The organism is Croceicoccus sp. YJ47 (assembly GCF_016745095.1).
Classification (GTDB): Bacteria; Pseudomonadota; Alphaproteobacteria; order Sphingomonadales; family Sphingomonadaceae; genus Croceicoccus.
This window is the reverse complement of sequence record NZ_CP067087.1, coordinates 3,084,741-3,111,074: the sequence shown is the minus strand read 5'-3', so window position 1 is coordinate 3,111,074 and position 26,334 is coordinate 3,084,741. Positions and strand designations below refer to the sequence as shown.

Annotated in this window: 20 protein-coding genes, 1 tRNA gene and 1 pseudogene; 11 read left to right on the top strand and 11 right to left on the bottom strand. The window is 61.2% G+C overall.

Going from position 1 to position 26,334, the window contains the following annotated elements; all coding sequences use genetic code 11:
• Positions 1 to 62: 62 nt before the first annotated feature.
• From ychF to JD971_RS15175, 3 genes are all read left to right on the top strand, one after another.
• Positions 63 to 1,163, top strand: a complete 1,101-nt coding sequence (gene ychF, locus JD971_RS15185; RefSeq protein WP_202084691.1) for a redox-regulated ATPase YchF — start codon at positions 63 to 65, stop codon at positions 1,161 to 1,163.
• A 107-nt stretch (positions 1,164 to 1,270) separates the two neighbouring features.
• Positions 1,271 to 2,080 (top strand): DUF1206 domain-containing protein, encoded by an 810-nt coding sequence (locus JD971_RS15180; protein ID WP_202084688.1) that lies wholly within the window; start codon positions 1,271 to 1,273, stop codon positions 2,078 to 2,080.
• 49 nt (positions 2,081 to 2,129) lie between these two features.
• Entirely contained in the window at positions 2,130 to 2,669 is a 540-nt protein-coding gene (locus tag JD971_RS15175) for a MaoC family dehydratase (RefSeq protein WP_371809667.1), read from the top strand.
• On the opposite strand, the gene JD971_RS15170 is transcribed toward JD971_RS15175, so the two are convergent.
• Together JD971_RS15170 and mutL are read right to left on the bottom strand one after the other, a co-directional pair.
• Positions 2,652 to 3,170 carry a hypothetical protein gene (locus tag JD971_RS15170; RefSeq protein ID WP_202084684.1) on the bottom strand — a complete coding sequence of 173 codons (519 nt, stop codon included), beginning with the start codon at positions 3,168 to 3,170 and terminating at the stop codon, positions 2,652 to 2,654. The genes JD971_RS15175 and JD971_RS15170 overlap by 18 nt on opposite strands.
• Positions 3,171 to 3,184: 14 nt before the next feature.
• Complete coding sequence (mutL, locus tag JD971_RS15165) at positions 3,185 to 5,020, bottom strand: DNA mismatch repair endonuclease MutL (protein ID WP_202084682.1); 1,836 nt, start codon at positions 5,018 to 5,020, stop codon at positions 3,185 to 3,187.
• A gap of 202 nt (positions 5,021 to 5,222) precedes the next feature.
• Between mutL and JD971_RS15160 the strand changes: the two genes are divergently transcribed.
• The 6 genes and pseudogenes from JD971_RS15160 (at position 5,223) to JD971_RS15135 (ending at position 11,143) form a co-directional block, all read left to right on the top strand.
• Entirely contained in the window at positions 5,223 to 6,269 is a 1,047-nt protein-coding gene (locus JD971_RS15160) for a rod shape-determining protein (protein ID WP_202084680.1), read from the top strand.
• Positions 6,270 to 6,309: 40 nt separating this feature from the next.
• On the top strand, positions 6,310 to 7,191 hold the full coding sequence (gene mreC, locus JD971_RS15155) for a rod shape-determining protein MreC (RefSeq protein WP_202084678.1): 882 nt from the start codon (positions 6,310 to 6,312) through the stop codon (positions 7,189 to 7,191).
• Complete coding sequence (gene mreD / locus JD971_RS15150; protein WP_202084675.1) at positions 7,188 to 7,745, top strand: rod shape-determining protein MreD; 558 nt, start codon at positions 7,188 to 7,190, stop codon at positions 7,743 to 7,745. Before mreC ends, mreD begins: the two co-directional genes overlap by 4 nt.
• Positions 7,745 to 9,814 (top strand): annotated as a pseudogene (mrdA, locus tag JD971_RS15145) (penicillin-binding protein 2); the annotation flags it as partial. The gene mreD and the pseudogene mrdA, both read left to right, overlap by 1 nt.
• A 28-nt stretch (positions 9,815 to 9,842) precedes the next feature.
• Positions 9,843 to 10,958, top strand: coding sequence for a rod shape-determining protein RodA (gene rodA, locus JD971_RS15140; protein WP_202084673.1), 1,116 nt, complete (start codon positions 9,843 to 9,845; stop codon positions 10,956 to 10,958).
• A gap of 109 nt (positions 10,959 to 11,067) precedes the next feature.
• A tRNA-Lys gene (locus JD971_RS15135) sits at positions 11,068 to 11,143 on the top strand.
• Positions 11,144 to 11,438: 295 nt separating this feature from the next.
• Here JD971_RS15135 and JD971_RS15130 read toward each other — a convergent pair.
• On the bottom strand, positions 11,439 to 12,050 hold the full coding sequence (locus tag JD971_RS15130; RefSeq protein ID WP_202084671.1) for a S24 family peptidase: 612 nt from the start codon (positions 12,048 to 12,050) through the stop codon (positions 11,439 to 11,441).
• Between the two features lie 119 nt (positions 12,051 to 12,169).
• Between JD971_RS15130 and JD971_RS15125 the strand changes: the two genes are divergently transcribed.
• Entirely contained in the window at positions 12,170 to 13,294 is a 1,125-nt protein-coding gene (locus JD971_RS15125; RefSeq protein ID WP_202084669.1) for an IS110 family transposase, read from the top strand.
• A 181-nt stretch (positions 13,295 to 13,475) separates the two neighbouring features.
• On the opposite strand, the gene JD971_RS15120 is transcribed toward JD971_RS15125, so the two are convergent.
• Both JD971_RS15120 and JD971_RS15115 read right to left on the bottom strand, forming a co-directional pair.
• The gene (locus tag JD971_RS15120; protein WP_202084667.1) at positions 13,476 to 14,939 is read right to left on the bottom strand and encodes an ADP-ribosylglycohydrolase family protein; all 1,464 of its coding nucleotides are present in this window, start codon (positions 14,937 to 14,939) and stop codon (positions 13,476 to 13,478) included.
• Positions 14,940 to 15,034: 95 nt separating this feature from the next.
• Positions 15,035 to 15,811, bottom strand: coding sequence for an NYN domain-containing protein (locus JD971_RS15115; protein WP_202084665.1), 777 nt, complete (start codon positions 15,809 to 15,811; stop codon positions 15,035 to 15,037).
• 67 nt (positions 15,812 to 15,878) lie between these two features.
• Between JD971_RS15115 and JD971_RS15110 the strand changes: the two genes are divergently transcribed.
• A complete protein-coding gene (locus JD971_RS15110) occupies positions 15,879 to 16,934 on the top strand; it encodes an NAD-dependent succinate-semialdehyde dehydrogenase (RefSeq protein ID WP_202087748.1) in 1,056 nt (351 codons plus the stop codon).
• 27 nt (positions 16,935 to 16,961) lie between these two features.
• On the opposite strand, the gene JD971_RS15105 is transcribed toward JD971_RS15110, so the two are convergent.
• From JD971_RS15105 to JD971_RS15080, 6 genes are all read right to left on the bottom strand, one after another.
• A complete protein-coding gene (locus JD971_RS15105) occupies positions 16,962 to 18,050 on the bottom strand; it encodes a C45 family peptidase (protein ID WP_236672402.1) in 1,089 nt (362 codons plus the stop codon).
• Positions 18,050 to 19,324 carry an MFS transporter gene (locus JD971_RS15100; RefSeq protein ID WP_202084661.1) on the bottom strand — a complete coding sequence of 425 codons (1,275 nt, stop codon included), beginning with the start codon at positions 19,322 to 19,324 and terminating at the stop codon, positions 18,050 to 18,052. Before JD971_RS15100 ends, JD971_RS15105 begins: the two co-directional genes overlap by 1 nt.
• 505 nt (positions 19,325 to 19,829) lie before the next feature.
• Positions 19,830 to 21,185, bottom strand: a complete 1,356-nt coding sequence (locus JD971_RS15095) for an IS1380-like element ISPme1 family transposase (RefSeq protein ID WP_012112698.1) — start codon at positions 21,183 to 21,185, stop codon at positions 19,830 to 19,832.
• 76 nt (positions 21,186 to 21,261) lie between these two features.
• The gene (locus JD971_RS15090; RefSeq protein WP_202084659.1) at positions 21,262 to 21,849 is read right to left on the bottom strand and encodes a hypothetical protein; all 588 of its coding nucleotides are present in this window, start codon (positions 21,847 to 21,849) and stop codon (positions 21,262 to 21,264) included.
• 126 nt (positions 21,850 to 21,975) lie between these two features.
• Positions 21,976 to 24,546, bottom strand: a complete 2,571-nt coding sequence (locus tag JD971_RS15085; RefSeq protein WP_202084657.1) for a DEAD/DEAH box helicase family protein — start codon at positions 24,544 to 24,546, stop codon at positions 21,976 to 21,978.
• Positions 24,543 to 26,261: a hypothetical protein gene (locus tag JD971_RS15080; RefSeq protein ID WP_202084655.1), complete on the bottom strand. Its 1,719-nt coding sequence runs from the start codon at positions 26,259 to 26,261 to the stop codon at positions 24,543 to 24,545. Before JD971_RS15080 ends, JD971_RS15085 begins: the two co-directional genes overlap by 4 nt.
• Between the last annotated feature and the right edge of the window lie 73 nt (positions 26,262 to 26,334).

Sequence of the window (26,334 nt, the reverse complement as noted above, 5' to 3'; positions counted from 1 at the left end):
TTTCTGGCCATGCCCCGCCGATCCGGCTATGGGCGCGGCTCAATCTATGACCGGAGTTTTCGATGGGTTTTCGTTGCGGCATCGTCGGCCTTCCCAATGTGGGCAAATCGACCCTTTTCAACGCGCTGACCGAAACGCAGGCGGCGCAGGCGGCGAACTATCCGTTCTGCACCATCGAACCCAATGTCGGCCAGGTCGGCGTGCCCGATGAACGGCTCGACAAGATTGCGGGCATCGCGGGGTCTGCAAAAACCATTCCGACGCAGCTTGCCTTCGTGGACATCGCCGGGCTGGTGAAGGGTGCGTCCAAGGGCGAAGGGCTCGGCAACCAGTTCCTCGGCAATATTCGCGAAGTGGACGCGATCGTGCACGTCTTGCGCTGTTTCGAGGATGACGATATTCAGCATGTCGCCAACAAGGTCGACCCGCTCGCCGATGCCGAGGTGGTCGAGACCGAATTGCTGATGGCCGACCTCGAAAGCCTGGAAAAGCGCGTGCCCGCCGCGGAAAAGCGCGCGAAGACCGGCGACAAGGAAATGAAGATCGCGGCCAGCGTGCTGGGACAGGCGCTCGAACTCCTGCGCGAAGGCAAGCCCGCCCGCCTTACCGAACCCAAGGACGAGGAAGAGGCCCGCGTGTTCGCGCAGGCGCAATTGCTGACCGCCAAACCTGTGCTCTACGTCTGCAACGTGGCCGAGGACGAGGCCGCGACCGGCAATGCGATGGCGGAAAAAGTGTTCGCCAAGGCCGAGGCCGAGGGCGCGCAGGCCGTCGTCGTCTCCGCCGCGATCGAGGCGGAGCTGGTCGGTATGGAAGGCGAGGAACGCGCCGAATATCTGGCCGAGTTGGGACTGGAGGAAACCGGCCTCGCCCGCGTGATCCGCGCAGGGTACCAGCTGCTCGGCCTGCAGACGTTCTTTACCGCCGGGCCGAAGGAAACGCGGGCCTGGACCGTGGCCAAGGGCGCAAAGGCACCACAGGCCGCCGGTGAGATCCACACCGATTTCGAGCGTGGCTTCATCCGCGCCGAAACCATCGCCTACGACGATTATGTCACGCTTGGCGGTGAAAGCGCGGCGCGCGAGGCGGGCAAGCTGCGTCAGGAGGGCAAGGAATATGTCGTCAACGATGGCGACGTGATGCTCTTCAAGTTCAACGTGTGAACCACCCGGAAAATCAATTGCTTCCACAACATAATTAACATTGGATTGGCCAGCGGGCACCATTTCGGGCCACCACCGTTGTCACACCATCAGAAGGGGTACTGACAATGGTAGACAAGTCCGAAAAATTTCGCTGGCTCGTGCGTCTCGGCTTTGCCGCGCGCGGCGTCGTCTATATTCTCATCGGTTATCTGTTCCTGTCCACCACCGGACAGAGCCAGGCCGATGATGGCGCGAGCGGCGCGTTCGATTATCTGCAGGACATTCCGTTCGGCACGCCGATCCTGTACCTGTGCGCGCTCGGCCTGCTGGGCTATGCGCTGTACCGGTTGAGCAGCCCGTTGTTCGACATCGAACATTACGGCAGCGACAAGAAGGGCATCGCCCACCGCGTCGGCCATGGCGCGAGCGGCATCGCGCATCTCGTGCTCGCCTATACCGCGTTTCAGTTCGCGCAGGGCAACAAGCAATCGTCGGGCGGCACCAGCGGCGCCGAAGAGGCGACCGGCACCGTCCTGTCGATGGGGTTCGGCCCCGCGATCATCGGCATCGTGGGCCTCGGCTTTCTGATTGCCGGCGTCATGCAGGGCAAAAAGGCGATCACCGGCGATTTCATGAACCGCATTTCGGGCCGGGCGCCGGATTTCACCAAATATCTCGGTCATGCGGGCTATGCCGCGCGTGCCGTGGTGTTCGTGGTCATCGGCTGGTCGCTGATGCAGTCGGCCTGGTTCGACAGCTCTTCGCAGGTGAAATCGCTGGGCGCTGCGGTTGCGTCGCTTCGCGATGACGGCATCTGGTTCACGCTCGTGGCGATCGGCCTGCTGCTCTTCGGCGTCTTCAGCCTCGTGATGGCGCGCTATCGCACGGTGCCCGACCTCGGCCCCGATGGGCTGAAGCCCGCCTACCGCCTCTGATCCGTCGCGATCCTCTGGCGCGTCGCCCCATGCCCGCCGGTCGGCAGGCGTGGGGCGGCGCGGCAAGGCGATCACCGGACGCGGGCGTTGCGAAACAAAGCGAAACACGATGCTCTATTTCGAAGATATGAATGTTGGCGAGGAGGAGCGCTTCGGCTCCTATCGCGTGCAGAGGGACGAGGCCATCGCCTTTGCCTCGCAATTCGATCCGCAACCGTTTCACCTTTCGGACGACGCGGCGCGCGATTCCATGTTCGGGCGCATCGCGGCCAGCGGATGGCACACCGCGGCGATCAGCATGCGCATGATCGTCGATCATTATCGCGAAACCGGGCGCGCCATGATCGCGGGAATGGGTGTGGACGAGCTTCGCTGGACCCGGCCCGTCTATCCCGGTGATACGCTGCGTTGTGAAACGCAAATCGTCGATACGCGCGACAGCAAGTCGATGCCCGAGGCCGGATTGGTCAGCATGGCGGTGCAACTATTCAATCAGGACGACATTCCGGTATGCCGCTATCGTTCCGCGGCCCTGTTCGGACGCAGGCCACGGGACGCGGCCCCCGCGCGCTCAGCTCCCGCATTGTAACGTTCCGGTTTCTTCATAAACCGGGCGGTTTTTGCCGTCGAGCACCGCGATCGAACCGGTCCAGCTGACCCGCGCTATGCCGTCCTGTGGCCCCTCGCCCTCGGGCTGCGCGATGCGGATGGCATATTCGCGGCCATCATATTGCGCCCATGTGCCGAGCGGCATCCGGGCCGAGCCCTTGTCCGCAGCGAAGCTGACGATTTCGCCGTCCAGCTTCATATAGGCTCGGTCCGGCATCGCCATCATCATCACCGCCATGCCGTTGCCCGGTGCAAAGGCGCAGGACACGCCGAACAGATTGTTCTCCTCGACATCGCCATAGCTGATCCGCTGCGGTGCGATCGGCATGACCGGCGGCGTGTCGTGGGTGGCGCGGATCTTCGCGACATAGGCCGCGTCCTGCGCCGGGTCGGACGATGCGCCGTCGCCGCACCCGACAAGGAGCGCGGCAAGCATAACGGTTGCCGCGGCGCGCGGGAAATGGTGCCGTGGGGTCTTCATCGCGGTATTCTCCCTCATTTCCGTCCGAACAGCTTTTCCACGTCCGCCATCGACAGCTTGACCCAGGTCGGGCGGCCGTGATTGCACTGACCCGATCGCGGCGTCCGCTCCATTTCGCGCAGCAAGGCGTTCATCTCCGCGACGTTGAGCCGCCGCCCTGCCCGCACCGAACCATGGCACGCCATCGTCGCCAGCACGAGATCGAGCCGTTCCTCAAGCAGGAGCGCATCGCCGTTCACCGCGATATCGTCGGCAATATCCTGCAACAGCTTCGCCGGATCGCCGCCGCGAATGGCGCCCGGCATGGCGCGTACCAGCATCGCATCCGGACCAAACCGCTCCACCACCAGGCCCAGCGTGCCCAGCTTTTCGGCGGCGCCTTCGATGCGGTCGCAATCGGTTTCGTCGAGTTCCACGACCTGCGGGATGAGCAGCGCCTGCGAACGGCGCGCGCCCTCCTCCGCCCCGGCGGCCCGCAATCGTTCGAGCACGAGCCGTTCATGGGCGGCATGCTGATCGACGAGGACGAGCCCGTCCTCCGCCTCCGCGACGATATAGGTTTCGGCGACCTGTCCGCGGGCGATGCCCATGGGAAAACGGGCGGCATCCTGCGGCGCTTCCTCGGCGGGTTCGGCGCGGCCCTGCGGTTCGAACACGGGCGCGGCGATGGCGCCGGCGGGACCGTGGGGTCGTGCGTCCGCCGTGGGGAAGGCCCCGAAAGTGGCCACGCTTTCCTGCACCGTAAACGCGCTTCCTCTCGTGACATCGGTCTGCGCCGGGAGATCGGCCTGCCACGGCTCGCTTTGCCATGCGCGCATCGCGGTTTGCGACGGCGCCTGTGCGCTTCGCCGGTCGCCGGTGTCGAGCGCTTGGCGAAGGCCGCTCACGATCATGCCGCGAATGGCCTGCGGATCGCGAAAGCGCACCTCGGTCTTTGCAGGGTGCACGTTCACGTCGACCAGATGCGTCGGTATGTCGAGAAACAGCGCCAGCACCGCGTGCCGGTCACGCGCCAGCATGTCAGCATAGGCACCGCGCACCGCACCAGTCAGCAGGCGATCCTTCACCGGACGGCCATTCACGAAGAGATACTGATGATCGGCGACGCCGCGATTATACGTCGGCAGGCCGGCCAGCCCGGTCAACCGCACCGGCTCGTCCACCTGTCCGCGCGTGAAGTCGATGGCGACCGCATTGTCGGCAAGCTCCCGCGCGATCAGGCGGCTGACCCGCGTGGGCAGATCCTCGTCCGGCTGCACGGCGAAAATGCGGCGTCCCTCATTGCTCAGCGTAAAGCCGATTTCCGGACGCGCCATGGCGAGGCGGCGCATGATGTCGTGACAGGCGCCATATTCGCTGCGTGCGCTGCGCAGGAACTTGCGGCGGGCGGGAACCTTGGCGAACACGTCCTCGACCCGGATGCGGGTGCCGGGGGGCAACGCGGCGGGCTCGTCCGCGATGGTTTCGCCGTGATCGACCACGCGGCGCCAGCCCTGCGACGCGGCGCGCGGCCTGCTTTCGATGGTCAGGCGCGCGACGCTGGCGATGGATGGAAGCGCCTCCCCGCGAAAGCCAAGAGTCGCGACCTCCTCGATCGCCTCGTCCGGCAATTTCGACGTGGCATGCCGTTCGAGTGCGAGCGCGATATCGTCCGGCGCCATGCCGATGCCGTCGTCGGTCACCTCGATCCCCGTCAGTCCGCCTTGCTCCAGCGTGACGGTAATCTGTCGCGCGCCCGCGTCGATGGCGTTCTCCACCAGCTCTTTAAGCGCGGCGGTCGGGCGTTCGACCACCTCCCCCGCGGCGATGCGATTGATCAGGCTTTCGGGAAGGCGACGGATGCGGGCCATAATCCGCATCGTCGTAGCGCCAACTGTTGTGAATATCGAGTTGGCCCCTGTGGAAAAAGCTTGGCGGGAAGGTTAAAAAGATTTTCCCTTACCGCCCCGGTATCGTCTAGGGCGATGCGCGAGTCCACGATTGCGGTCGCCTGTCGGCCATGCGATGGACCCGGCTGGCGCAGCAGTAGATTTCACGGAAACGATTTTCACTATGGCTTCATTCTTTTCCCGCCTTTTTCAATTCGGTTCGCAGAACATGGCGATCGATCTCGGCACGGCGAACACGCTGGTCTATGTCGAGGGGCGCGGCATCGTGCTGAACGAACCGTCGGTCGTGGCGATCGAAACGATGAACGGCATCAAGAAGGTGAAAGCCGTCGGCGACGACGCCAAGATGATGATGGGCAAGACGCCCGACACGATCGAGGCGATCCGCCCGCTTCGCGATGGTGTCATCGCCGATATCGAAGTCGCCGAGCAGATGATCAAATATTTCATCAAGAAGGTGCATTCCAAGCGTAACATCCTGAAATACCCCGAAATCGTCATCTGCGTGCCGAGCGGTTCGACCTCGGTCGAGCGGCGCGCCATCCGCGATGCGGCGTCGAATGCGGGGGCGAGTCAGGTCTATCTCATCCTCGAACCGATGGCCGCCGCGATCGGCGCCGGCATGCCCGTCACCGAACCGGTCGGATCGATGGTCGTCGACATCGGCGGCGGCACGACGGAGGTTGCGGTCCTGTCCCTGCGCGGGCTGGCCTATACCACCAGCGTCCGCGTCGGCGGCGACAAGATGGACGAGGCGATCGTTTCCTATGTCCGCCGGCATCACAACCTGCTCATCGGCGAGTCGACGGCCGAGCGTATCAAGAAGAGCTATGCCACCGCCATCATTCCCGAAGACGGCGAAGGCGCGAAGATCCACATTCGTGGCCGCGATCTCGTCAACGGCGTGCCGAAGGAAATCACGATCAACCAGGCGAATATCGCCGAAGCACTGTCCGAACCGATCGGCGCCATTGTCGAGGCGGTGCGCATCGCGCTCGAAAACACGGCGCCCGAACTTGCAGCGGACATCGTGGATCAGGGCATCGTGCTGACCGGGGGCGGCGCGCTGATTGCCGGGCTGGACGAATATCTGCGCGAGGAAACCGGCCTGCCGGTGACCGTGGCCGAAGATCCGCTGTCCTGCGTGGCGCTGGGCACCGGTCGCGCCTTGGAAGAGGCCGTGTATCGCGGCGTGCTCGAGACGGCCTGAACCGGGGCGTCGCACGCACTAACTAGGAGGGAGCGGACAGATGGCGCCGCCGATGGATCGGCGTCCGGGATTTTCCAAAAGGGCGCAGTTCTCAATTTTCACGAGCTATGTCGCGACCGTGGTGGGCGGGATGCTGGGTCTTGTCCTGCTGGTCGTATCCCTGTTCCACCCCTCCGCGTTTGCCTTTGCCCGCACCGCGGCCACCGATGTTGCCGAACCTGTCGGGCAGGCATCGGCCATCGGACGCTCCAACGGCAAGTCGGTGATCGACGTGGTCGCCGGCTATATCGAGGCAGGGAGCAAGAACGCCGCCCTGCGCGAGGAACTGCGCGTCGCCCGCAGCCGCCTTGCGCAGGCCGAGGCGATCGAGGAAGAAAATCGCAGGCTGAAGCGCGTGTTGAACATGCGCGAAACCGACGGACGCGCCATTGCCGCCTCCCGCCTCATCGGATCGACCGCCACGAGCAGCCGCCGCTTCGCCCTCGTCGGCGCGGGACAGCGTGACGGCGTCATGGTCGGGCAGCCGGTCCGGTCCCCGACGGGCCTCGTCGGCCGCGTGCTGGAGGTGGGTTCGCGCACCGCCCGCATCCTGCTCATCACCGATAGCGAGAGCGTCGTGCCGGTGCGCCGGACCCGCGGAAACGTCGCCGGTTTCGCACAGGGTCAGGCCGACGGAACGCTCATCGTCCGGCTGATCGAGATGGGGATCAACCCGCTGAAAAAGGGTGACGTGCTCGTCACCTCGGGTTCGGGCGGGCTGTACCGGCCCAACGTGCCCGTCGCGGTGGTCAAGGAGGTGACGCGCGACGGTGCGGTCGCGCGCATCATTTCGGACCCGGCGGCGACCGAATTCGTCACGATACAGCCGATCTGGCAACCGGTGACGGACCTGCCACCGCCGCGCCCCGCACCCGGCGAATGAGCCTCGCCGGCGACCGGCTGCCCGGATCGGGCCTTTTTTCGCGGCGCATCAATCGCGCGCCGTCGCGCATTCTGGCGACCATCGTCCCCTGGATCAGCGTGGCGATGCTCTCGCTCGTCCCGTTGTCGCCGATCATCGCATCGGCGCCGGTGGTGCCACCGCTCGCCTTCATGCTGCTGGTGAGCTGGCAATTGTTGCGACCGGGCCTGCTGCCGGTATGGGCCGGGTTTCCGCTCGGCCTGATCGACGATCTGTACAGCGGACAGCCATTTGGCAGTGCTATATTCCTGTGGTCCGTCACGATGATCGTGCTGGACATGGTCGACGACTGGGCGCGGTGGCGCGGGTTCTGGCAGGACTGGATGGTGGCAAGTCTCGCCTTCGCTTCCTATCTCTGTCTGACCATGGCCATCGCCGCGCTCGCTGGTGGCCCGTTCGATCCCTCGCTCATCGTTCCGCAATTGCTGTTGTCGCTCATCATGTTCCCGCTTTTCACCCGCATCGTTGCCGTTCTCGACATGCTTCGCCGCGCCCGCGTGAAGGTGCTCGGCTGATGGCGTTCGGCTTTGGCAAGCGCGTCGCAAAACCGGAGCAGAGGGTCAGCGCGGGCGAACTCAACAATCGCTTCGACCGGCGGACCTTCTTCATCGGCGCGGTTCAGGGCGGCATCGGCCTTTTGCTGGCCGGGCGGATGACCTATCTCGCCGTGGCGCAGAACGAGAAATACGAGCTGGCCTCGGAGAGCAACCGGGTCGATCTCACGCTGATCCCGCCGCGCCGCGGGTGGATTCTCGACCGTGACGGTGTGCCTCTTGCCTCCAACCGGGCGGATTTTCGCGTCGATCTCATTCCCGACCGCATTGTCGACGTCGATCAGACGTTGCAGGTGCTGGGCGATGTGCTGGCGCTCACCCCGGCGGGCATTACCGATCTTCGCGACAAGATCGAGTCGACCAGCGGTTTTCGCCCGGTCGAGGTCGCGACCGGCGTCGATTGGGAGCAGTTCGCGGCGTTGTCGGTTCGGCTGCCCGATCTTCCCGGTGTCGTGCCGCAGCGCGGTTTTTCGCGCTATTACCCAACCGGCCCCGCCGTCGGCCACCTGCTCGGCTATGTCGGCACGGTGTCGGCGGAGGAGTACGAGGAGGAGCCGGAGCCGCTGCTCATCACGCCCGGGTTCAAGATCGGCAAGGACGGCGTCGAGAAATATTTCGAGCATACGCTGCGCGGCGAACCGGGCGCACGCCGGGCCGAGGTCACCGCGAGCGGCAAGATCGTCCGCGATCTCGACATGCGCGAGGATGTGCAGGGCGACCCGGTACAGCTCACCATCGACGGCCCGTTGCAGGATTACGCGGCGCGGCGGCTCGGTCCCGAATCCGGGTCGGTCGTCGTCATGGATTTGAAGAACGGCGACATTCTCGCCGCGTCCTCCATGCCCAGCTTCGATCCCAACAGCTTTTCCGACGGGATCGGCCGTATCGAGTGGAAGATGCTGTCCGAAGACGACCATGTTCCCTTGCGAAACAAGGTGTTGAGCGGGCTTTATCCGCCCGGTTCTACGGTCAAGCCCTTCGTGTCGCTGGCCTTCCTCGAAGGCGGGCTGGACCCTGAGGAATCGGTGGTGTGCAATGGCGGGCTGCGGGTGGGCAATCGCGTGTTCCGCTGCTGGAACCGGCGCGGCCATGGGCGCACCAATATGGCGAAGGGCATTTATCAGAGCTGCGACGTCTATTTCTACTATTTCGCACAGCGCATCGGCATGGAGCGGATCGCGAACATGGCCCGGCGCCTGGGGCTAGGCTATCAATACCCCCTCCCCGTCGCGAGCCAGTCCTATGGCACGGTGCCCGATCCGGCGTGGAAGCTGAAGAAATACGACAAGGAATGGCAGGCGTTCGACACCGTGAATGCCACCATCGGACAGGGTTACATGCTGGTGAACCCGTTGCAGCAGGCGGTGATGACCTCCCGCATCGCCAGCGGATTGCGGATACAGCCGCGCCTGCTCCTCGAAAACGCGCCGCGGCCGGCGCCCTCGCTCAACCTGCCCGAAGAACACCTTCAGGTCGTGCGACAGGCGATGCGCGATGTGGTGAATGGCCCCGGCACGGCGGGACGCGCGCGCCTGCCGATCGACGGGATCGAGCTTGCCGGAAAGACCGGTACGGCGCAGGTCGTCTCGCTCGCTTACGGACGCGGGGGCCGCGACGTGCCGTGGAAATATCGCGACCACGGGCATTTCATCTGTTTCGCGCCGGCGGACAAGCCACGCTATGCCTGTGCCGTTGCGATCGAACACGGCGCCGGTTCGTCCTCCGCCTATCCTGTGGCGCGCGATGTCATGACCTTCCTGTTCGATGCGAACAAAGCGCTCGAAGTGCTTCATAACTATGAAAAAGATTGGGGCGGAACGGCGCAGGAACGGCTCTCGCGTAAATATGCCGCCTATGAGCAGGCGTATGGCGGCGCGGCGCCAAAGCCGGAACAGGGCGAGATTCAGGACGCGGTCGAGGAAGGCCGCCGCCCCGCACCCAGCCCCAGCCCCGTCGATGCCGCCGGTGCCCCCGGCCCCCCCGAAGGCGACACCCCGATCCCGGTGCGGACGCCGCCGCCGGCGAGCCCAATACGCCCGACACCGGGACGACGGATTGATGGCACGCGCGTCGGTCCCCGCCTTTATCGCACGCGAACCGTGGGGTGTAATCCTTCCGCTCACCGTGCTCGTCCTGTTCGGCGCGGCGGTCCTTTATTCCGCGGCGGGCGGAAATTTGTGGCCCTGGTCGCTGCTCCATGTCGTTCGATTCGGCGTATTTCTGACGATGGCATTCGTCATTTCGCGCTTTTCGATGGACTTCATCAAGGCAATCGCCGTGCCGGTCTATATCCTGCTCGTGCTGTTGTTGATGGCGGTGGAGGCGATGGGCTTCGTCGGTGGCGGCAGTCAGCGATGGCTCAACCTCGGTTTCATGACGTTGCAGCCTTCGGAGCTGATGAAGCCGGGCATCGTCCTTATCCTTGCGCGCCTATATGATCTCCTCCCGGGCGGGCATGTGCAGAATTTCAAATCGCTGCTTCCTCCTGCCGTTCTGATCGGGCTTCCGGTCGGGCTCGTGCTCTTGCAACCCGATCTTGGAACGAGCCTCGCGATCATGTTCGGGGCGGTGGTCGTGATGTTCCTCGCCGGGCTGCCGATGGCGTGGTTCATAAGCGTCGGTGTGGCCGGAATGGCGGCAATCCCGGCGCTGTTCTTCTTTGCCCTGCACCCGTATCAGCAAAAGCGCGTGCTGACCTTCCTCGATCCCGAGAGCGATCCGCTGGGCGCGGGATACCACATCACGCAGTCGCAGATCGCGATCGGATCGGGCGGATTCTTCGGAAAAGGATTCGGTAACGGTACGCAAAGCCATCTGAACTATCTGCCCGAACCGCATACCGATTTCGTGTTCGCGACGATGGCCGAGGAGTGGGGGATGGCCGGCGGATTCTTCGTCATTTTCGTGTTTGGCCTGCTGTTGCGGTGGGGCTTGAAGGTGGCGATCGCGGCGCCGGACCGCTTCTCCCGCCTGCTGGCCGCAGGGATGACGGCAACGATCTTCTTCTACACCGCGGTCAACCTCATGATGGTGATGGGGCTGGCGCCGGTTGTGGGCATTCCCCTCCCTTTCATGAGCCATGGCGGTTCATCAATGATGACGATCATGATCTGTGTGGGCCTGATCATGGCGGTGAACCGGTGGAGCCAGCGCCGAGTCAGCAATTTCGACTAGATAAACGAAAAACCCCCTTTTCACCGTTGCGACAATGTGTATATGGGGCGCTCCCGCAGCGGATCGGACCTTCCGGACCGCGAGCGGCCTGCCTGCAAAGCGGCAGAGTGGACGCATAGCTCAGTTGGTAGAGCAGCTGACTCTTAATCAGCGGGTCCTAGGTTCGAGCCCTAGTGCGTCCACCACCTTCCCCTTACTTTTCAATCAGATACTAAGCTCGCCGGATCGGGCGATTGAGAGCATTTTTGTGCTAGGTAGCTCTCTAGGTAGCAGCGCGCTAATTCGGCACTGCGGCTGCTCAGCCTCCGCACATCAGCGTTCACGGTGAAAGATTCATGGCCTGCGCTTTGTCCGACTGCGCTTGAGCGAGTCGTCGTTTCACCTTCCAGCCAGCGCGACTGCTACCCATCTTGCTCCGCGCGGCATCGCACGCTGGGATGGCCGCTTAGAGCCTCAGGCAGCGCGGTGTCATAATGATAGCTAGGCCACCCGAGCTCCGATCCAGATCACCCGGCCGACAATATCGACGCCCTTGCGCTGGATGCCCTGCCAGCTCGGATATGCAGGGTGGTCGGTAAGAACGGTCAGACGGTTCTTCGTTGGGTCGATCGCTATTCGCCTTACGAAGATTTCAGAAGACCCACGGATGGCGTAAAGGCCTTCACGCACGCTCTCCTGAAAGCGAACTCGGCTAATCATAACCTCGTCGCCATTGCAGAGGGTCGGCTCCATCGCCTCACCAACGATTGGCAAGATTGCGACACTGGCGGGCTGATCACACAGCCGACCGAGCCAAGCCGCATCAACCAGCCGCCATTGTGAGCGTGAATCGTTACCTGTCCCGTTCAGCAAGGGGACTTTGACTATCGAACGCTGCCCGACCGTCGGCCCCTCCTTTCCACCGAGCATCTCTACGGGCACGTCAAAATGCAATGCCAGCAGCGCTATATCGCTTTGGTCAAGGCGGACTGGAGAACCTCGTTTAATGAACTGCTGGATGTATGCCGAGTTTCTCCCGAGGAGGCGCGAAATCGATGCGTAGGTCTCTCCTCGCTCGCTGATTAGGCCATCCAACGCCTCCCGCGGCCCCATCCTATCATCTCCTTCGATTTCCTACCTCACTATCACATGCCGGAGGACGAATCCTAGTCGGACAGCCCCGACAAGGTCAGTAGGGCAAGCGAAAGAAACAAACGTCGTACGGGAGCACAATGCCACGGCACCTGCGCTACTGGGTCGGCCTCGACGCCGGCCACTTGGAGACTGCGGTCTGCCTCGTCGATGTCGAAGGACACGTTTTCTTCGAGGCAATGACTGAGACCCGCGCTGCTCCGATAAGAGATATCCTTCGAGGGTTCGGCGTTGAGCCTGTCCAGTCTATTACGATCGAGGCCGGTGTCGGCACTCAAATGGTTCGGGATCTCCGTTCGTTCGGCTTTCCCGTTCAAGTCGTCGACGTTCGCAAATCAAGCAAATTCCTGGCGATCCGACGTCAAAAGACTGATGCGAATGATGCCAAAGGTCTCGCTGAGCTTGGTCGACTGGCGCAGTCCTTCGGTCCCTATGTTTTCATCAAACCGGTGGAGCACCAGGACATCCGGATAATGATCAACATCCGTCGAACCCTGCTAAAGCATCGAGCCAGGACAGATGCGCTGCTCCAGTCCATATTCAGATTGCACGGTGCCAGTATCAAGCTCCTGAATGGGCGAGGATCGCTCGCAGCTGAAGTCGCGAACCAACTCAGGCTTTTGAGGACCAACGGCGTGACGATCCGCGTCGATTTGGATCCCCTGGTCAGGATGGGAGAAGATCTGCGCTCTCATATCTGGGATATGGATCGAAAGATGCGCACAATGGCCGCCAGCATCCCGGTTTGCGCCAGATTTCAGACGATTCCTGGCGTTGGGACAATTACAGCGCTGTCATTTTACAGCGCCGTCGGAGACCCGTACCGCTTTAGAAGCAATCGAGATGTCGGGCCTTATCTCGGCCTAACGCCCAATCTGTATCAATCCGGCGCCACCGCGCGCCGCGGCCGGATCAGCCGTTACGGAAACAAGCTGACCAGGTCGCACCTAATCACGGCAGCCACCGTGCTGCTTCGCACAATCAAAACCGAAAGTTCATTGCGTACTTGGGGCCTCCAGCTGGCAACAAAGATCGGATTTCTCAAGGCTCGTGTTGCCGTCGCAAGGAAGCTCGCTGTGATCATGATGGCAATGTGGAAGACGGGCGCCTCGTTTGATCCAGACAAATCGAAACCGCGGTTCCTCCAGCCGGAGGAGGCAGGCTTGGACCCCGTACGTATTTCTGGGACCAAGATCCCGTTGTAGGTAATTGGGCCAAGCCTGCCGTCTGATCCCGCTGCCGGGGGCCTTCTGTAAAGGGTCAAACCTGACGCATTATCCGCTAATTCAGCGATAGGGCATCAAGCATGACACATTATGTGCCCATGGGCAGCAATGCGGGCCGAACAGCAACGCCGCCGATCGCTGCCATGTATCGGCCGCGACGTTAGTTTGAGAGCGCGACTGCCGGGAACGCCAGTTTACGCGCGAGAGTCTCAATTTCCTCGCGCCATGCCAGCTTTTCTAGCCATGATTGGCGGATCGACGATGCGCCGTAAATTGCGCCGGCCAACTGCCCGGCAATTGCGGCCGTAGTGTCGGCATCGTCACCGAGGTTGGCTGCCAACAGCACGGCGTCGTCAAAGCTCGTCGTGTTTGCCACGGACCAGATCGCTGCTTCGAGGCTGTGCGCTACGAATCCGCTGCTCGCAATCTGATCGCGTGCTTTCCCGCGCCAGCTACCGGCCATGATTGGACCGACCTCAGGTCCATATTCACCCGAGGGAACCGCCAGAGCATCCTCAAAGCTGGCACCTAGGATAGCCGCCCGCAAGACCAGTGCATACGCTTCACAGGCATCGAGGCACGCATCTGCGGCGTGCGTGGTCATGCTCTGTAGGCGGGCTACTCGTGTCACTACTGCGGGATCTTGCTGTATCCCCCAGATCGCGACTGGCGCGAGCCTCATTAGTGAGCCGTTGCCTGCCGAGTACGAATCGGTCGAGCCGGCAATCGGGTCGCCCGTTTCCTCGAACCGAGCAAGGGCCTGCCGGGTTGCGATCCCGATATCGAAACAACTGCCCGTGGGACTGAAGGCGCCGTTCCTCCACCAATCGACAAAACGCCGTTGTGCTTCTCCCGGCTCAAAAGCCGAGCCCTTGGCCGCGCTGGCGAGAAGAGCTTCTCCGAGCGCCAGGGCCATGGAAGTGTCATCGGTCCATGTCCCCGCATCCAAGCCGAACGGCCCTCCCCCGACCATGTCCGTGATGTGGGCATAGCTGTCGCGCGGCTTGAACTCGAGCGTCGTCCCCACAGCATCTCCGACCGCCAGTCCAACCAAACAGCCATAGGACCGATCATAGATACGCTCGATCTCTCGCAGGTGATCTTCTTGTGCCTTCGTCTCAATGGCGCCCGGCCTGACCTGTCGAACTTTGGCGATTGCGGTATCTGCGCCGGTGATGCCGAGTTCGATGAGCAGTCTCGCTGCCACTGTGCCGGCACGGCCCAGCCCTCCCCGGCAATGGATAAAGATGCTTTTCCCGTTGGTGAGGAGACTGCGCAGTCGGGCTCCGGACTGGAGCCATCGTTGCTCGAATTCCTCGCCAGGCGCCCTGACGTCGGGGATCGGGAGATGAAACCACTCCATCCCGCGAGCACCAACCGCAGTCTCCAGATCTGCGACCCCCAGCAGCTCGATTTCGTGCTTTTCAATAAGAGAGACGACAGCGGCGGCTCCCCACTCACGCACCGCGTCCAGATCCGCCGCAAGGTCACGCTTCCACTCATAGCCAGCGAGCGCAGGCCCTTGCTTTCCGGGACAAAAGGAAATGCCGATGCGTCCTGACGCGGCTGACAGTGTGGGAATCTGGATCGGATCAGTGATGCTGGTTCGAAGATTTCTGCTCATTGCGTGTTAATACGATCCATATGCGACATTAGTGGTCGTACGTTTCAAAGGGCATCAGACCGGCATTGGTTGGCGCTGGGGATGAATCCGGACTTTCATCCGGGTGTTGCCTTTCTTGCTTTAACCTCGCCTGCCTTGCCAGACGGAGAGACCCGGATTTGCAAATGCCCTGTCTCAGTTCTGCGAGATTCAAAGCCCCCCGCCTTCTCGACCAGGTCGCTCAGCTTGCCTTCACCATAGGTTCGAGGGTCAAAGTCAGAGGCGAGCGCTGCAAGACGTTGGCCGACCCGCCCAAGAGGCACCCAGCCCCCTTCATCATCGAGCTGTGAGATGGCAGTTCGGATCAAAGGTGCCGCAGCTTTGGGCGACTTCTTTACGCTAGCCGGACGGGCATCCTGTCGGCCTGGCTCATCTGACGTTGGCGCCTCTGGCAGCAGGTTCTCGGTGTAGATGAAGCGGCGACACGCTTGTCGGAAGCTCTCGGGAGTTTTCTGCTCTCCGAAGCCGTAGACATCGATCCCCTGCTCACGGATACGCGAGGCGAGTCCGGTAAAATCGCTGTCGGAAGAGACAAGGCAAAACCCGTCGAAACGACCGGTATGCAAAAGGTCCATCGCGTCGATGACCAAAGCAATATCCGATGCATTCTTGCCGCTGGTATACGCAAAGTTCTGGTGCGCCTTGATCGCATGAGTGGCGAGAACGTCAGCCCACGATTTAAGCCTAGTCCCGGAGAAATCGCCGTAAATACGGCGGACACTTGCCTCACCGATCTTGGCAATCTCTTCAAAGAGGCGCGGTGCGATCCGGGAAGAAGCATTATCTGCGTCAATCAAGACAGCAAGCCGTGGGGTGCGAGGTTCATTAGCCATTTTGCACCATTGCCCTGATATGCATTAATCAGCCGATAAAGCTTGAAAGGCGGCGGCTGATAACCTCCTGATCTTCAGGGGTCCTGACCAGGCGCTTGGCTCTATCGTGTGCGAATTCATCTGGAATTTCCCGGCGGCGATGGTGACGCGGAAGCTTGCACCGGCCCTTGCGTCCGGTTGTACCGTCATCTTGAAGCCATCTGAGTTGACGCCGTTCACGGCTTTGGCGTTGGCGCTGTTGGGCGAGGAGGCGGGGATTCCCGCCGGTGCGCTTAACGTCATTTGTGGTGCGCCGGCGCCGATCGGCGAGGTTCTGCTTGCGGACCTCAGAGTTCGAAAATTTACGTTCACAGGCTCCACTAATGTGGGCAAAAGGCTGGCGGCGAGATGCATGGATCCGCTTAAGCGCGTTTCTCTGGAGCTTGGCGGTAACGCGCCATTTATTGTCTTTCATGACGCCGACTTAGAGAAGGCGGTGGCTGGCGCTGTTGCTTCGAAGTTTCGAAACGCGGGTCAAACGTGTGTTTGCGCCAATCGATTTGTAGTCCAGGGAAAGGTTTACGCAGAGTTTAGCGAGCGGCTCGCTGAGGCTGTGCGATCATTCAAGGTTGGCGACGGCTTCGGGGAAGAGGTCACTCAGGGACCGCTCATCAATGACTTGGCGGTCGACAAGGTGGCTCGCCATGTTGAAGACGCGCGCGCGCGAGGTGCGATTCTGCTCTTTGGAGGCGAACGTCATGCCGCGGGCAAGCAGTTCTTTCAACCGACTGTGCTCACAGAGGTGCCGCGAGACGCCTTGCTCTGCAGCGAGGAAACGTTTGGGCCTGTCGCGGGTCTTGTTCGTTTTGAGTCAGAACGTGAAGCGATTGAGTTAGCCAATGCATCGAGCGCGGGTCTTGCATCGTATCTCTTCACCAAAGACTTTGACCGTGCGCACCGTGTCTCAAATGCGCTCGACTACGGGATGGTTGGATTGAACACAGGGCTTATTTCGAGTGAGCTCGCGCCATTTGGGGGATGCAAAGAGTCCGGGATCGGCCGGGAGGGGTCGAAGTACGGCATGGCGGAGTTCGAAGAACTGAAAACGATCTGCGCCGAGTTCGGCGAAGCCACAACCCCATGAACTGCGGCCCACTCGGCAACATCTCCTCTAATCTTCAAACCGCAAAGCATGATAGCCGTCCCGGTCAGGCGGGCCGATGCTAAACCAGGCGGATATAAGGTCGACCCTGAATTCCAGGCGAGCGATCATCGAGCCCGTGGTGAAGTTGGTATTGTGCTGAGATTGCGCGCCCGGATGGGGCCGGCAAACTGGGTGAGTTGCGTGATCGGACGCGCAGAGCGCATTCTGGATAACGGTCAATGTTGGCTTTGCACTTGTGAGCCTGTCGCTTAGCGACGTTAAGCGGCATTTGCTGTTCAGTTGATCATATGTCGAAGTCACTTGTTGAAGCTGCGGGGCGAGTGCGTGATTGGTATGGAATAATCTATCCGCCGTTGCGCCACTGAGTTCGACGATTGTGTCATGGCCAACTTCAAAGGAGCGCAGCCCTGTCGGGTCCGCAAGCAGGTAATGCTGGCAGGTTGCGTGCTCAGTAGCCAATAGGACTGCGCTTGCGTCCGTCAGGGATGTTGCCTGCAGCAGTTTTCGAATGATGAATGCGACGGGGAGGCCCGGTCGCAACCTTGATAGTTCAGGAAGAGCGTTAACTGCTACCGCGAGGCCGCATTCGTTCACGCCCATTAGCCCAATCATGCCTGCGAGAGAAAAAACGAGGGCGTCGGGATTGCCGTCGGGCTCAGCGATGTGCAGCACGACCTGGTGGCCATCGGTCCACGCGCCGAGGTCCATATTCTGACCGATCCAGACCGGCGAGCCCGCCGAAGCAATCGCCAGCGTGCTGCATTTTTCGGGTTTTGTGAATCGAGTATTTTGCGATCGTCGATACTCCCATTCCTCGTCCATGAGCTGCGCCGCTAGCACGAGATCGAACGGGACATTAGCGCCGAGAGACGTTCCCCGTATCTCCTCGAGCAGATCGGGAGCGTCGTGCTCAATGCAAACAACTAGACCGGACTCGGCTAGAAACCGCCGCGCGTAGACGTCAGGATTGCCCACGCCGGCGGCCTGCAAACTTTTGAGCCAAGCGCCTAGCCACGATTTTATCGCGGCAGCGTGTGTGCGACCGTGCGCTAGACCTCGGGACTTCGGTTCGCCGGCGAGTGAAAAAACCTGCATCATTGGGCGGTGACCGTGCCCGTCGCCGTCGAGCCTGCCGCGCCAACGCTTTCTTTAAAATAGCGGCGAGCCAGAAAGAACGCGAAAGTCGATCCGAGTGCCGCGGCCACACACACGATGGAGAGTGCTTTGCCGATCATGTCGATCCCTCCGAGCACGTTGGACAAAACGCTAACCAGCGGTGGCGCTACTGCCAGCGAAAAGAGCAGGATTGCTGCGACGAGCACGGACATGCAGAGGCCGCGAAGACGGTCGGGAACGACATTCATCACGAGCGTGATGCCCATCATCGCCACGCCAATCATCAGGGTAAGCGAGACCATCAAGAGAGCGCTCGCCCAAGAAAAAGTCGGAGCAAATGCGAACAAGCTTGCGGGTGCGCCCAGGGCGGCTAGCAACACGAGAAAGAGCAAGGCTCGGCCAGTGCCGCCCGTGCGTTGACAGTAGTCGGCAAGGCCTCCCCCGATGACTGGGCCCAATACACCGCTGATCAGCATGCCTGAGCCCATGAGAAAGCCGATCGCGTCGGGCGCTGCGGCATAGGTGCGTGAGAACATCGGACTAGCCCAGATAATCATGGCTCCGATGGCAATTTCTGCGCAGATAATTCCGGCTGAAAGCATCAAGATAAGAGTGCGTGTGTGGCGCAACTCTTCCCACGCGCCAGCGATCGTCTGCGTCCCTTTAGCCTCCTCCAAGCGCGGAGGCTCGCGGAGCAAGAGCATGAGCAGCACAACGGCGACGCCCGGTGCGGCAAGCCAACTCAAGGCCGTGCGCCAGTCCCCGCTGTGGGCCTGCGCCAGCACTAGAAGTTCTCCCCCCAGGGCGAAAGCCATGGAGTTGCCGACAATTTGTCCGATGGTGGCGACGGTAATCATGCGACCACGCAGGTGCGGCGCGAAGTGGTCGGCGACTAAGGAATAAACTACGGGCAGGATCGCTAACGCGGACACCCCGGCAATTGCTCGCGTGCTGAGGAGCTGTGTGAAGTCGCGCGCAAATGCGGTGGCGAAATTAGCGGCAACAGCGATTGTCACAAGACCAAGGAGCAGCCGCGCGCGATTGGCGCGATCGATCAATAGACCCAATGGTATGGCTGTTAATGTCACCGGAACCCCAATGATCGGTCCTTGCAACAGGGCCATTTGATTGTCGGATAGATGAAGGGACAGGCGCATCGCCTCCTGCAGGGGGCTGATAGCCGTGCGCACATAGCCGGCGATCAGCATCGCCAGCGCCAGCAGGAATATTTGGAAGATGCTTTTGAGAGTCATAGAAATCGCTCGAACCAATCCAACAATGCTACGTTTTGTGCGCGCCGCGCCGACAGCGGCCCGTAGGAATCGCCCATGTGCGTCATGCCTGGCACGCAGACGAACTCAGTGACGCAACCAACGTCGTGCAGAGCTCGGTAAAACTGTTGGGCCTCCGCGAGTGGGCACTATTAATTTTCTTCGCCGCATCGCTCTTTCTCTTCGTCATATCTTCTCCGTTTCGCTGATAAATCGCATGCTTTCGCCTCTGACGCGATCATGCCTTGAGACGCGTGCGGATGTAACCGACATTCCCCAAGTGGCCTGCCGCTTGACTTCAAGATCGCCTGATTTTGCTCGCTGGGCAAGCGTTTTTCGCCCCGAGCGGTGTCTGTCGTCGCGCAAACGGCCGAAGTCGGGTGGATCAAGCCTCGAACCCGCAGCATTCTGGCCCGGCAGAGCCGCTTTTCCGCGCGGCAGACGGACCTGTCCTGCCGCTTTCGTTCAGCTTGGGCATGGATCGTGGTCATGCGCATGACGGAGGCGTTCGAAGACGGCGGATGGCGGCAAGGACGGCCCGCACCATCGGGCCGGTGACGGCGACCTCGGCCAACTGGAAGGTAATGGCGCGGGCGTGGCGGACGACGCGGGCGCCGATCTTGATCAGCTTGAGTTGCAGGCTGGTCAACGACCAGTCCGCCATGGCCTCGGGCAGTTCGATGCAGCGCAGGAAGGTTGCCAGGTTGTAGGCCAGCGCGTGCAGTTGCAGCCGCACCTCGTTGTGCCGGAACTTCCGGCATGACAGCCGCGTCCAGCGAAAGGCATATTTGCCTTCCTTGATGTGCTGCTCTGCGGTGCCGCGCTGGTTGTAGAACCTCACCACCCAGTCTGGCTCCATCGGCAGGTTGGTGACGATGAAGCCGACTTTGGGGAACAGCTCGCCCGGATGCCATTCGATCTTGGCGATGACGCGGCGCGGCTTGTCCCAGGACGCCGCCTGATACTCGAAGTCCTCGAAGAACCGTTTGACCTTGGTCAGCGAAGGCCGTCCCACGGGCCGTGTCAGCCGATGCGCGATCTTCTCGCGCAAGACGGCGTTGGCGGGCAGACGGATGGCGTAGAAGAACCTGGCTTCTTCCAGCCGCATATAGATCGCGGGGATCGCGTAGGCAGCGTCGGCCCGGAAGAAGCGTCCACCAAGGTCGCGGCCAGCATATCGGGCAATGACGGGATCAAGGACATCCCGCCAGCCATCGGCGCTGTGGACATTGCCGTTACGCAGGGCGCAGCGCTCCAGCATGCCAAACTGGTTGAACAAGAAGATGGGGTGATAGCAGGTGCAGTCGAAATGCCCGTTCCAGGCAGCACCTTCCTGATCGCCGTGGGTGGGGCTGACCGAGCTGTCCATGTCCAGCACGATGTATTTCAACCCGTTGCGGTCATGAAACCGGTCGATCCATTGGCCGTTCAGATCGGCCAGCGCCGCCCGGTTCGCGGCCAGAGCCAGCGTCTCGGTCTCGAACCGTCCCATCTGCGATGCCGAAGCAGCTTGCGCCTCGACGGCCCTGCCGCCAACGACCTGACGCATCACGGGATCGAGGGCCAAGCGGTCGGCATCGTTCACATCCTCGTATCCGGCCAGTCGTCCGAACACCGATTGCCGGAACAATCCGTCAAGCCGATGGAGCGTGTTCTTCCCGGTGCGGCTGTCTCGCAGCGCCTCCGACGCCAGATTGGACAGGCCGAGCACGTCATCAAGCTCGCGCATCACCAGCAGGCCACCGTCTGAACTGATCTGCGCACCACGGAACTCCAGACGCACACGGCGGTCGAAATCAACCCGATCTCCCCGCGCCAAGCCCGCACCCTCCAGGTGATCCATGAAACGCGCCCCTCGCAGCCGTCAACGCCATGATTTATATGCGAAATATCACGATTACGACAGCGAAATCAGCGACTTACTTGGAGAATGTGGGTTCATCTACCTCGAGAACGACTAAACTGTAGCCATGCCTCGGCAGAAAATCGGCGCGGCGCTCATCATATCGTCGGCGTTGTTCGCCGCGAGGAATGCCGGAAACCGTTGGCTTATCGTCGAAGAAGCCGACACGTTCGCGGTGTTGGCGCTCATGATATTCCACGACCAGGCCAAGAGTAGGATAAAATCCGTCGACAGGCAGCGGCTTTCGGTAACCACGCCGATCTGGATCGCCGGTAAGAAACTCAAAGCAGTGCTGCCGGACGGCCTTCAGCCCGAGAACTGCGTCGCAGAGATCCAGTACGTACTGCTCGTCGCGAATTGCGACTTCGGACGTGCCGTTTGCAGCCTGTGACGTCGATCGCAGCCTGCCACTTGCTCCGCCTAGCTGCGCCATGACCAGTTCCATGTCTTGGTGCTCATCGCTCCCTCGCACGACCTCCCAACGTCCGTTGTTCGGATGCCAATCAAGACTTGCGGCTCGTAGGGCAACTCGAAAGCGCTTCGGATCCATTCCACTCGCAATGGCCAGATCGACAGCGGTGATTAGCTGGCCTTGAATCCTCACGCCGGATGCTCCTTCATCCAGATCCTCGCATCATTCATTCCGCGCCCCCGTCAAAGTCGATGAAGGTACGCCACCAGACGCTCAAGCAGACCGGCCTTTAGAAGGTTGATCGAGATAGTAGCATTCTCACACTCTCTTTTGGCGGTTCGCCAGCGGAGGTGGCGCGAAGGTAGGCGTTGCAGTTCTGATCTTGTCAAACAGTGCCTGCCGCTCTGGTTCCGATGCATCAACCTGAGCCTCTGATATGATATCGCCGTTAAGCTGTGCGCGCATGCTATCCCATCTGCGCTTGAGTATGGACCAATGATGGTCATCATAGGAACCAGATATAATGACCGGACGAATTATAATTTTTGGTGGTGGGCTCGAAGTATTTTCTGTGCCCAAATAGGCATCCGCTTCGCGTGCCCATTTACTGTCGATCCGGTCGACACGGCCAATTTGCTGCTCGACGTGGGCCGGGTTCCACTCAAGGTGAAATAGCACAACCATTCGGCACGCCTGGTGGAGATTGAGGCCCTCTCGTCCTACGAGTGATTGCGCCACGAGAACTTGCGGCCAGCTTCCTGCGCGATTGAACGCTGCCTGCAAGAGCCGCCGCGTTTGTGGTGCTGTATCGCCATACATTAAACGGGCGAAGTGTCCTTCACGGCCCGCGAAGTCTAACAGATGCTCCGCCAGCCGCGCCTTCACGTTAATTTCAGAATCGTCCACCTGGTCCGCAATCGTAACTTCTCCAACGAGGGAGCGAAAAGCCGCCAACAAAGCGTCTTTGCTCCAAGGTTGATGTCGCTCGGAGAAACTGCGCTGATCTTCAAGCGCAGCTAGGAGCGCAGAGTTGCCATCGCGTCGTCCAGCGTCTGCAAGCCAGAACTCTCTGAGGTCGGCCGCTGCCGGGTCGCCGACAAGTTCTCGGCGCATGGCTTCGAGATTGGCTCGGCGCGCTGCCTCAAAGCGGCTGGCGCGCTCGCGAAGGCGCTCATCCACGGCCTTGCGATCGAGCCCGCGCGTGTTCACGGCTGGGTCGCTCAGCGCGACCTTCAGCGCAGCTTCTCGTTCACTGTCGAGCTCGCCAAGCGCAGCCTGAGGCCATCTGTTTTCTACTTTGTCTTCGGCACAGAGGCGTCGAACCATCTCACGCGCGTCGAGCAAGAATGTGAGAGCGCGCATCGGTTTGATGAACCTGCCAAATACGAGAACCTTGTGCCCCGCGCGTACGGCATGCTCGATTTCCTCAGCCGTACGGATTACCGCCGGATGATCAAACAGACTGATGCCCTCCTCACCAAGCAGTTCGCGGCTAAGGCGTTGCCAGGGACCGATCGGCTCGCCTGGCGAATCATCCTGCATTATCTCGTCGTCAAATGCCTGCAATCGAGCCATTTCCTCAGCCACGTCACGCAGATAGCGCCCGCTGGGCAACGACAGCCGCATCCGCCGATCTTGAGGACTCAAGCGCTCTTCGTGCAGTTGGGAGAGCGCTTCGCTGGCGAGGAAGATCCGCCGCCATGCGAGGGGCATTTTCGAGATCGGCACTTCGATGGGAACAATCTCGCGATGCGAGCCACAAACTTTCCCGAAACGCTGGAGCAGGTGGTCCTCTCGCTTGTCTCGCCGCAACACCCACGGCGCAAGTGCAGCATGTAAAATGCGGGAAGCTTCAGCATATCGGTTGACCAAATCCGAAGTAAGGGCCTCGTCAGCCTGAATGTTCTGGACCTCGCGATCGTAACGCTGGATCGCATCAGCCATTTCCGTCAGATGTTCGCTTCGAACACTCAACCGAGCGAGCGTGTTTGTCCATTGCTCGGGGTCGAGTTCAACCGGCGTGGCGGTCATGCCTAGGTGGAACGCAGTCTCTGACTTCCAAACCAGTGCGTCCAATACGCGTGACAAGGAGCTCTCGGCGCCGCGAGTCTTGTGAGCTTCGTCGATGACGATGAGATCAAACCTGCCCAGAGCGCGTCCCATGGCAAAGCAGACAACCTTGCGAAGGTCGGGTGCTCGATGCGTAAGACCTTCGCAAAGCTGCCGCTGCTCGCGAGAGGAAAGCCCGGCGAGGATACGCTCTGCGGCAGCGCGAGCAACGTTCTGATAGGCTGCTTTGGCCGGATCGCGACGATAAGCGCGCGTCCCTGCGTGCACCTTCAAGATAGCGTCAAGTAGCGCCTGATACTCGGTCTGAGTACCTTCCGTTTGCACGAGACGGCCAAGGGTGTGCGACAGCAATAGCAGAGGCTCCTGTGCCCAGGTCCCGGAAGGCAGCTGCAGCTGCAGGCGCCGATCCGCCAACTCTCGCTCACGTCGTTCGCGCAAAAGCTGTCGATCTGAAAGGTGTTCTGCGCGGGTATATGCCTGAATGAAGCCCCAATAGGACCGCAGCGGAGATAACGTGTGATCGGCTGTGTCAAATCGTCTCAGCTCAGCCTGCCACTGAGCTCCAAGGCCTGGCGGTATGATGATCGCGGCTCGCCCGCCGCTGCGTTGCACGGCTTTGATCAGCGCAGCGGCGATGAGAGTTTTGCCCATCCCCACTTCGTCGGCGAGTAATAGCGCCCGTTGACCACCGCGCAGTCGCTCGCAGATGGCCAGGAGCGCCGCGCGCTGACCATCTTGCAGTATCGTTCCATCGGCTAAGGTATCACCAAGGGCGGTCTCCTCGAGGCGGTCGGCAACGTCAGTCCATTGTAGCGTCATGCAGTTTTGCCTTTGACCGGTACGAGCGACGCGCATTGTTCCAGCTGCCAGCTTTTGCGGATTCGCGCGATCACCGGAACGAGCCGATCTCGCTGCTCCGCCGACAGGCCGGCTGGCTGGAACATGGGCTCAAGCAGCGCGGAGAGGGGGTCAATTCCGCACTGGCGCAGGGCAGCGATCATTTCGCCTTCAGGTTCGCTTACCGCTTCGAGGAGCTCATCCAGCCGGTTGGTCCATCGCTCCCACTCAGCAGGAGTTCGCACACCCTGGTATTCGGTAACTTTAGCGACCAGGCCCATAGCCCGCCTTATCGGGTAGTTGGCCGCTGCATTCTCAGGACTGGGAAAATCCTCATCACCCGCATCGTCGGGCGCGAGGTCACGATCGCGCTCACGGGGTGTTCTTTGCGGAAAAATCGCAAGCTCGTGCAGGACATCCTCGACTCGTTTCGGCGCCGGGGGAGGAAGAATGAAACCTCCGTCGGTGAGGATTGGGACTTCCGCGCCCGACGGGCCGAGTACGGCCGTCGGGCGGGGATCAGGCATCGAAAGTGGCAGGGGCAGCCACTCGCTGCCGACACGAACAGTAACGGTAGTGTCGCTTGGCGCTCCATCGGGCAGCTGCAAAGTGGCATTGCGCCATACGAGGTAACTGACCGGAGGGGGAGCGATGGCAGGTGCCGGCGCTTGGTAGGGATCCCCGTCTTTAAGGTCATCGACCGCTACCGTGCTGTTCAAATCGATTGGCAGCCGGCGGGACAAGGTCGTTTCCCCATCTCCCTGCCAGGTCAGAGGTTCCTCAGGAAAGAAGAGGACACCTGCTTCCAGATTGCCGCCGTTCCGGACGCTACGCGTAAAACCGACGCGACTAAGGTTTCCTGACCCGATGTAGCACCACGGGTTGGAGCAGTTCTGCGATCCTCCCGCGCTGAAAATGAACTTAGCGTGGAGCTTAGCTCCCGGCAGGTCGCGACTAAACGGGCGCCGGAACTGCCACTCAAGCTTCTCCAATTCCGGACGCTGCGCGGCGAGCCCCTGACAGGCGTCGTGGTTCAGTATGACATCGACGCGCGGCCTAGCGGTGGCAAATCCGCGCTCCGAGAGCTGTCGAACAAATTCGGACAACACGCCGCTATCGGCCTGCTCTCCCGTTTCGAAGTACCCTGATCCCATGAGCACGCGGTTGCGCTTGCGTGGTGCCTGGGCGAGCCCTTTCAAAACTTGCTCCTGCAACGAATCCTTGCGCGTGTCCAAAAAACGGCTGGGAGGAAGGCGCTTGGCAGGCAGGCGATTCACAGCCCGTTGCAGTCCGTTTTCAGGTGTTCCATGGCCCCAATCGGCCTCGAGAGCCGACGTATCAAACAGCTGCCTAAGCCATACAAACATCGCCGCTGCGGCTCTGATGTCGGAGGCAGCTTGGCGATCGGGAGTAGATTCATCCCATTCGACGATCCAGAACATGTCGAGGCTGGTCGACATTGGATCGTAGGTCCAATTCCCGGTAGATACGATTAGGCGCAGCCGAGAGCCTTGCTGACCCACAAAATGGAGCAGCGCCACCTTTGCGTGGAGCAGGTTGAATGACCTGTTGGCACTTGGACGCCAGAAAGGAACCGAGACACCGCGCAGGACCGGATAGTGGAAAGATGTGGGATGCAAAAAGACTGCGAGTGACGAGCGCCGCCGCCGCACGCCGGAGGTGAACCGATCGGCCATCTCCTCCAAGACTGTAGCATTCGCGGTGAAGCCGCAAACCCATCCGAAATTGCCCTCGAACCCTTCAGGAGGC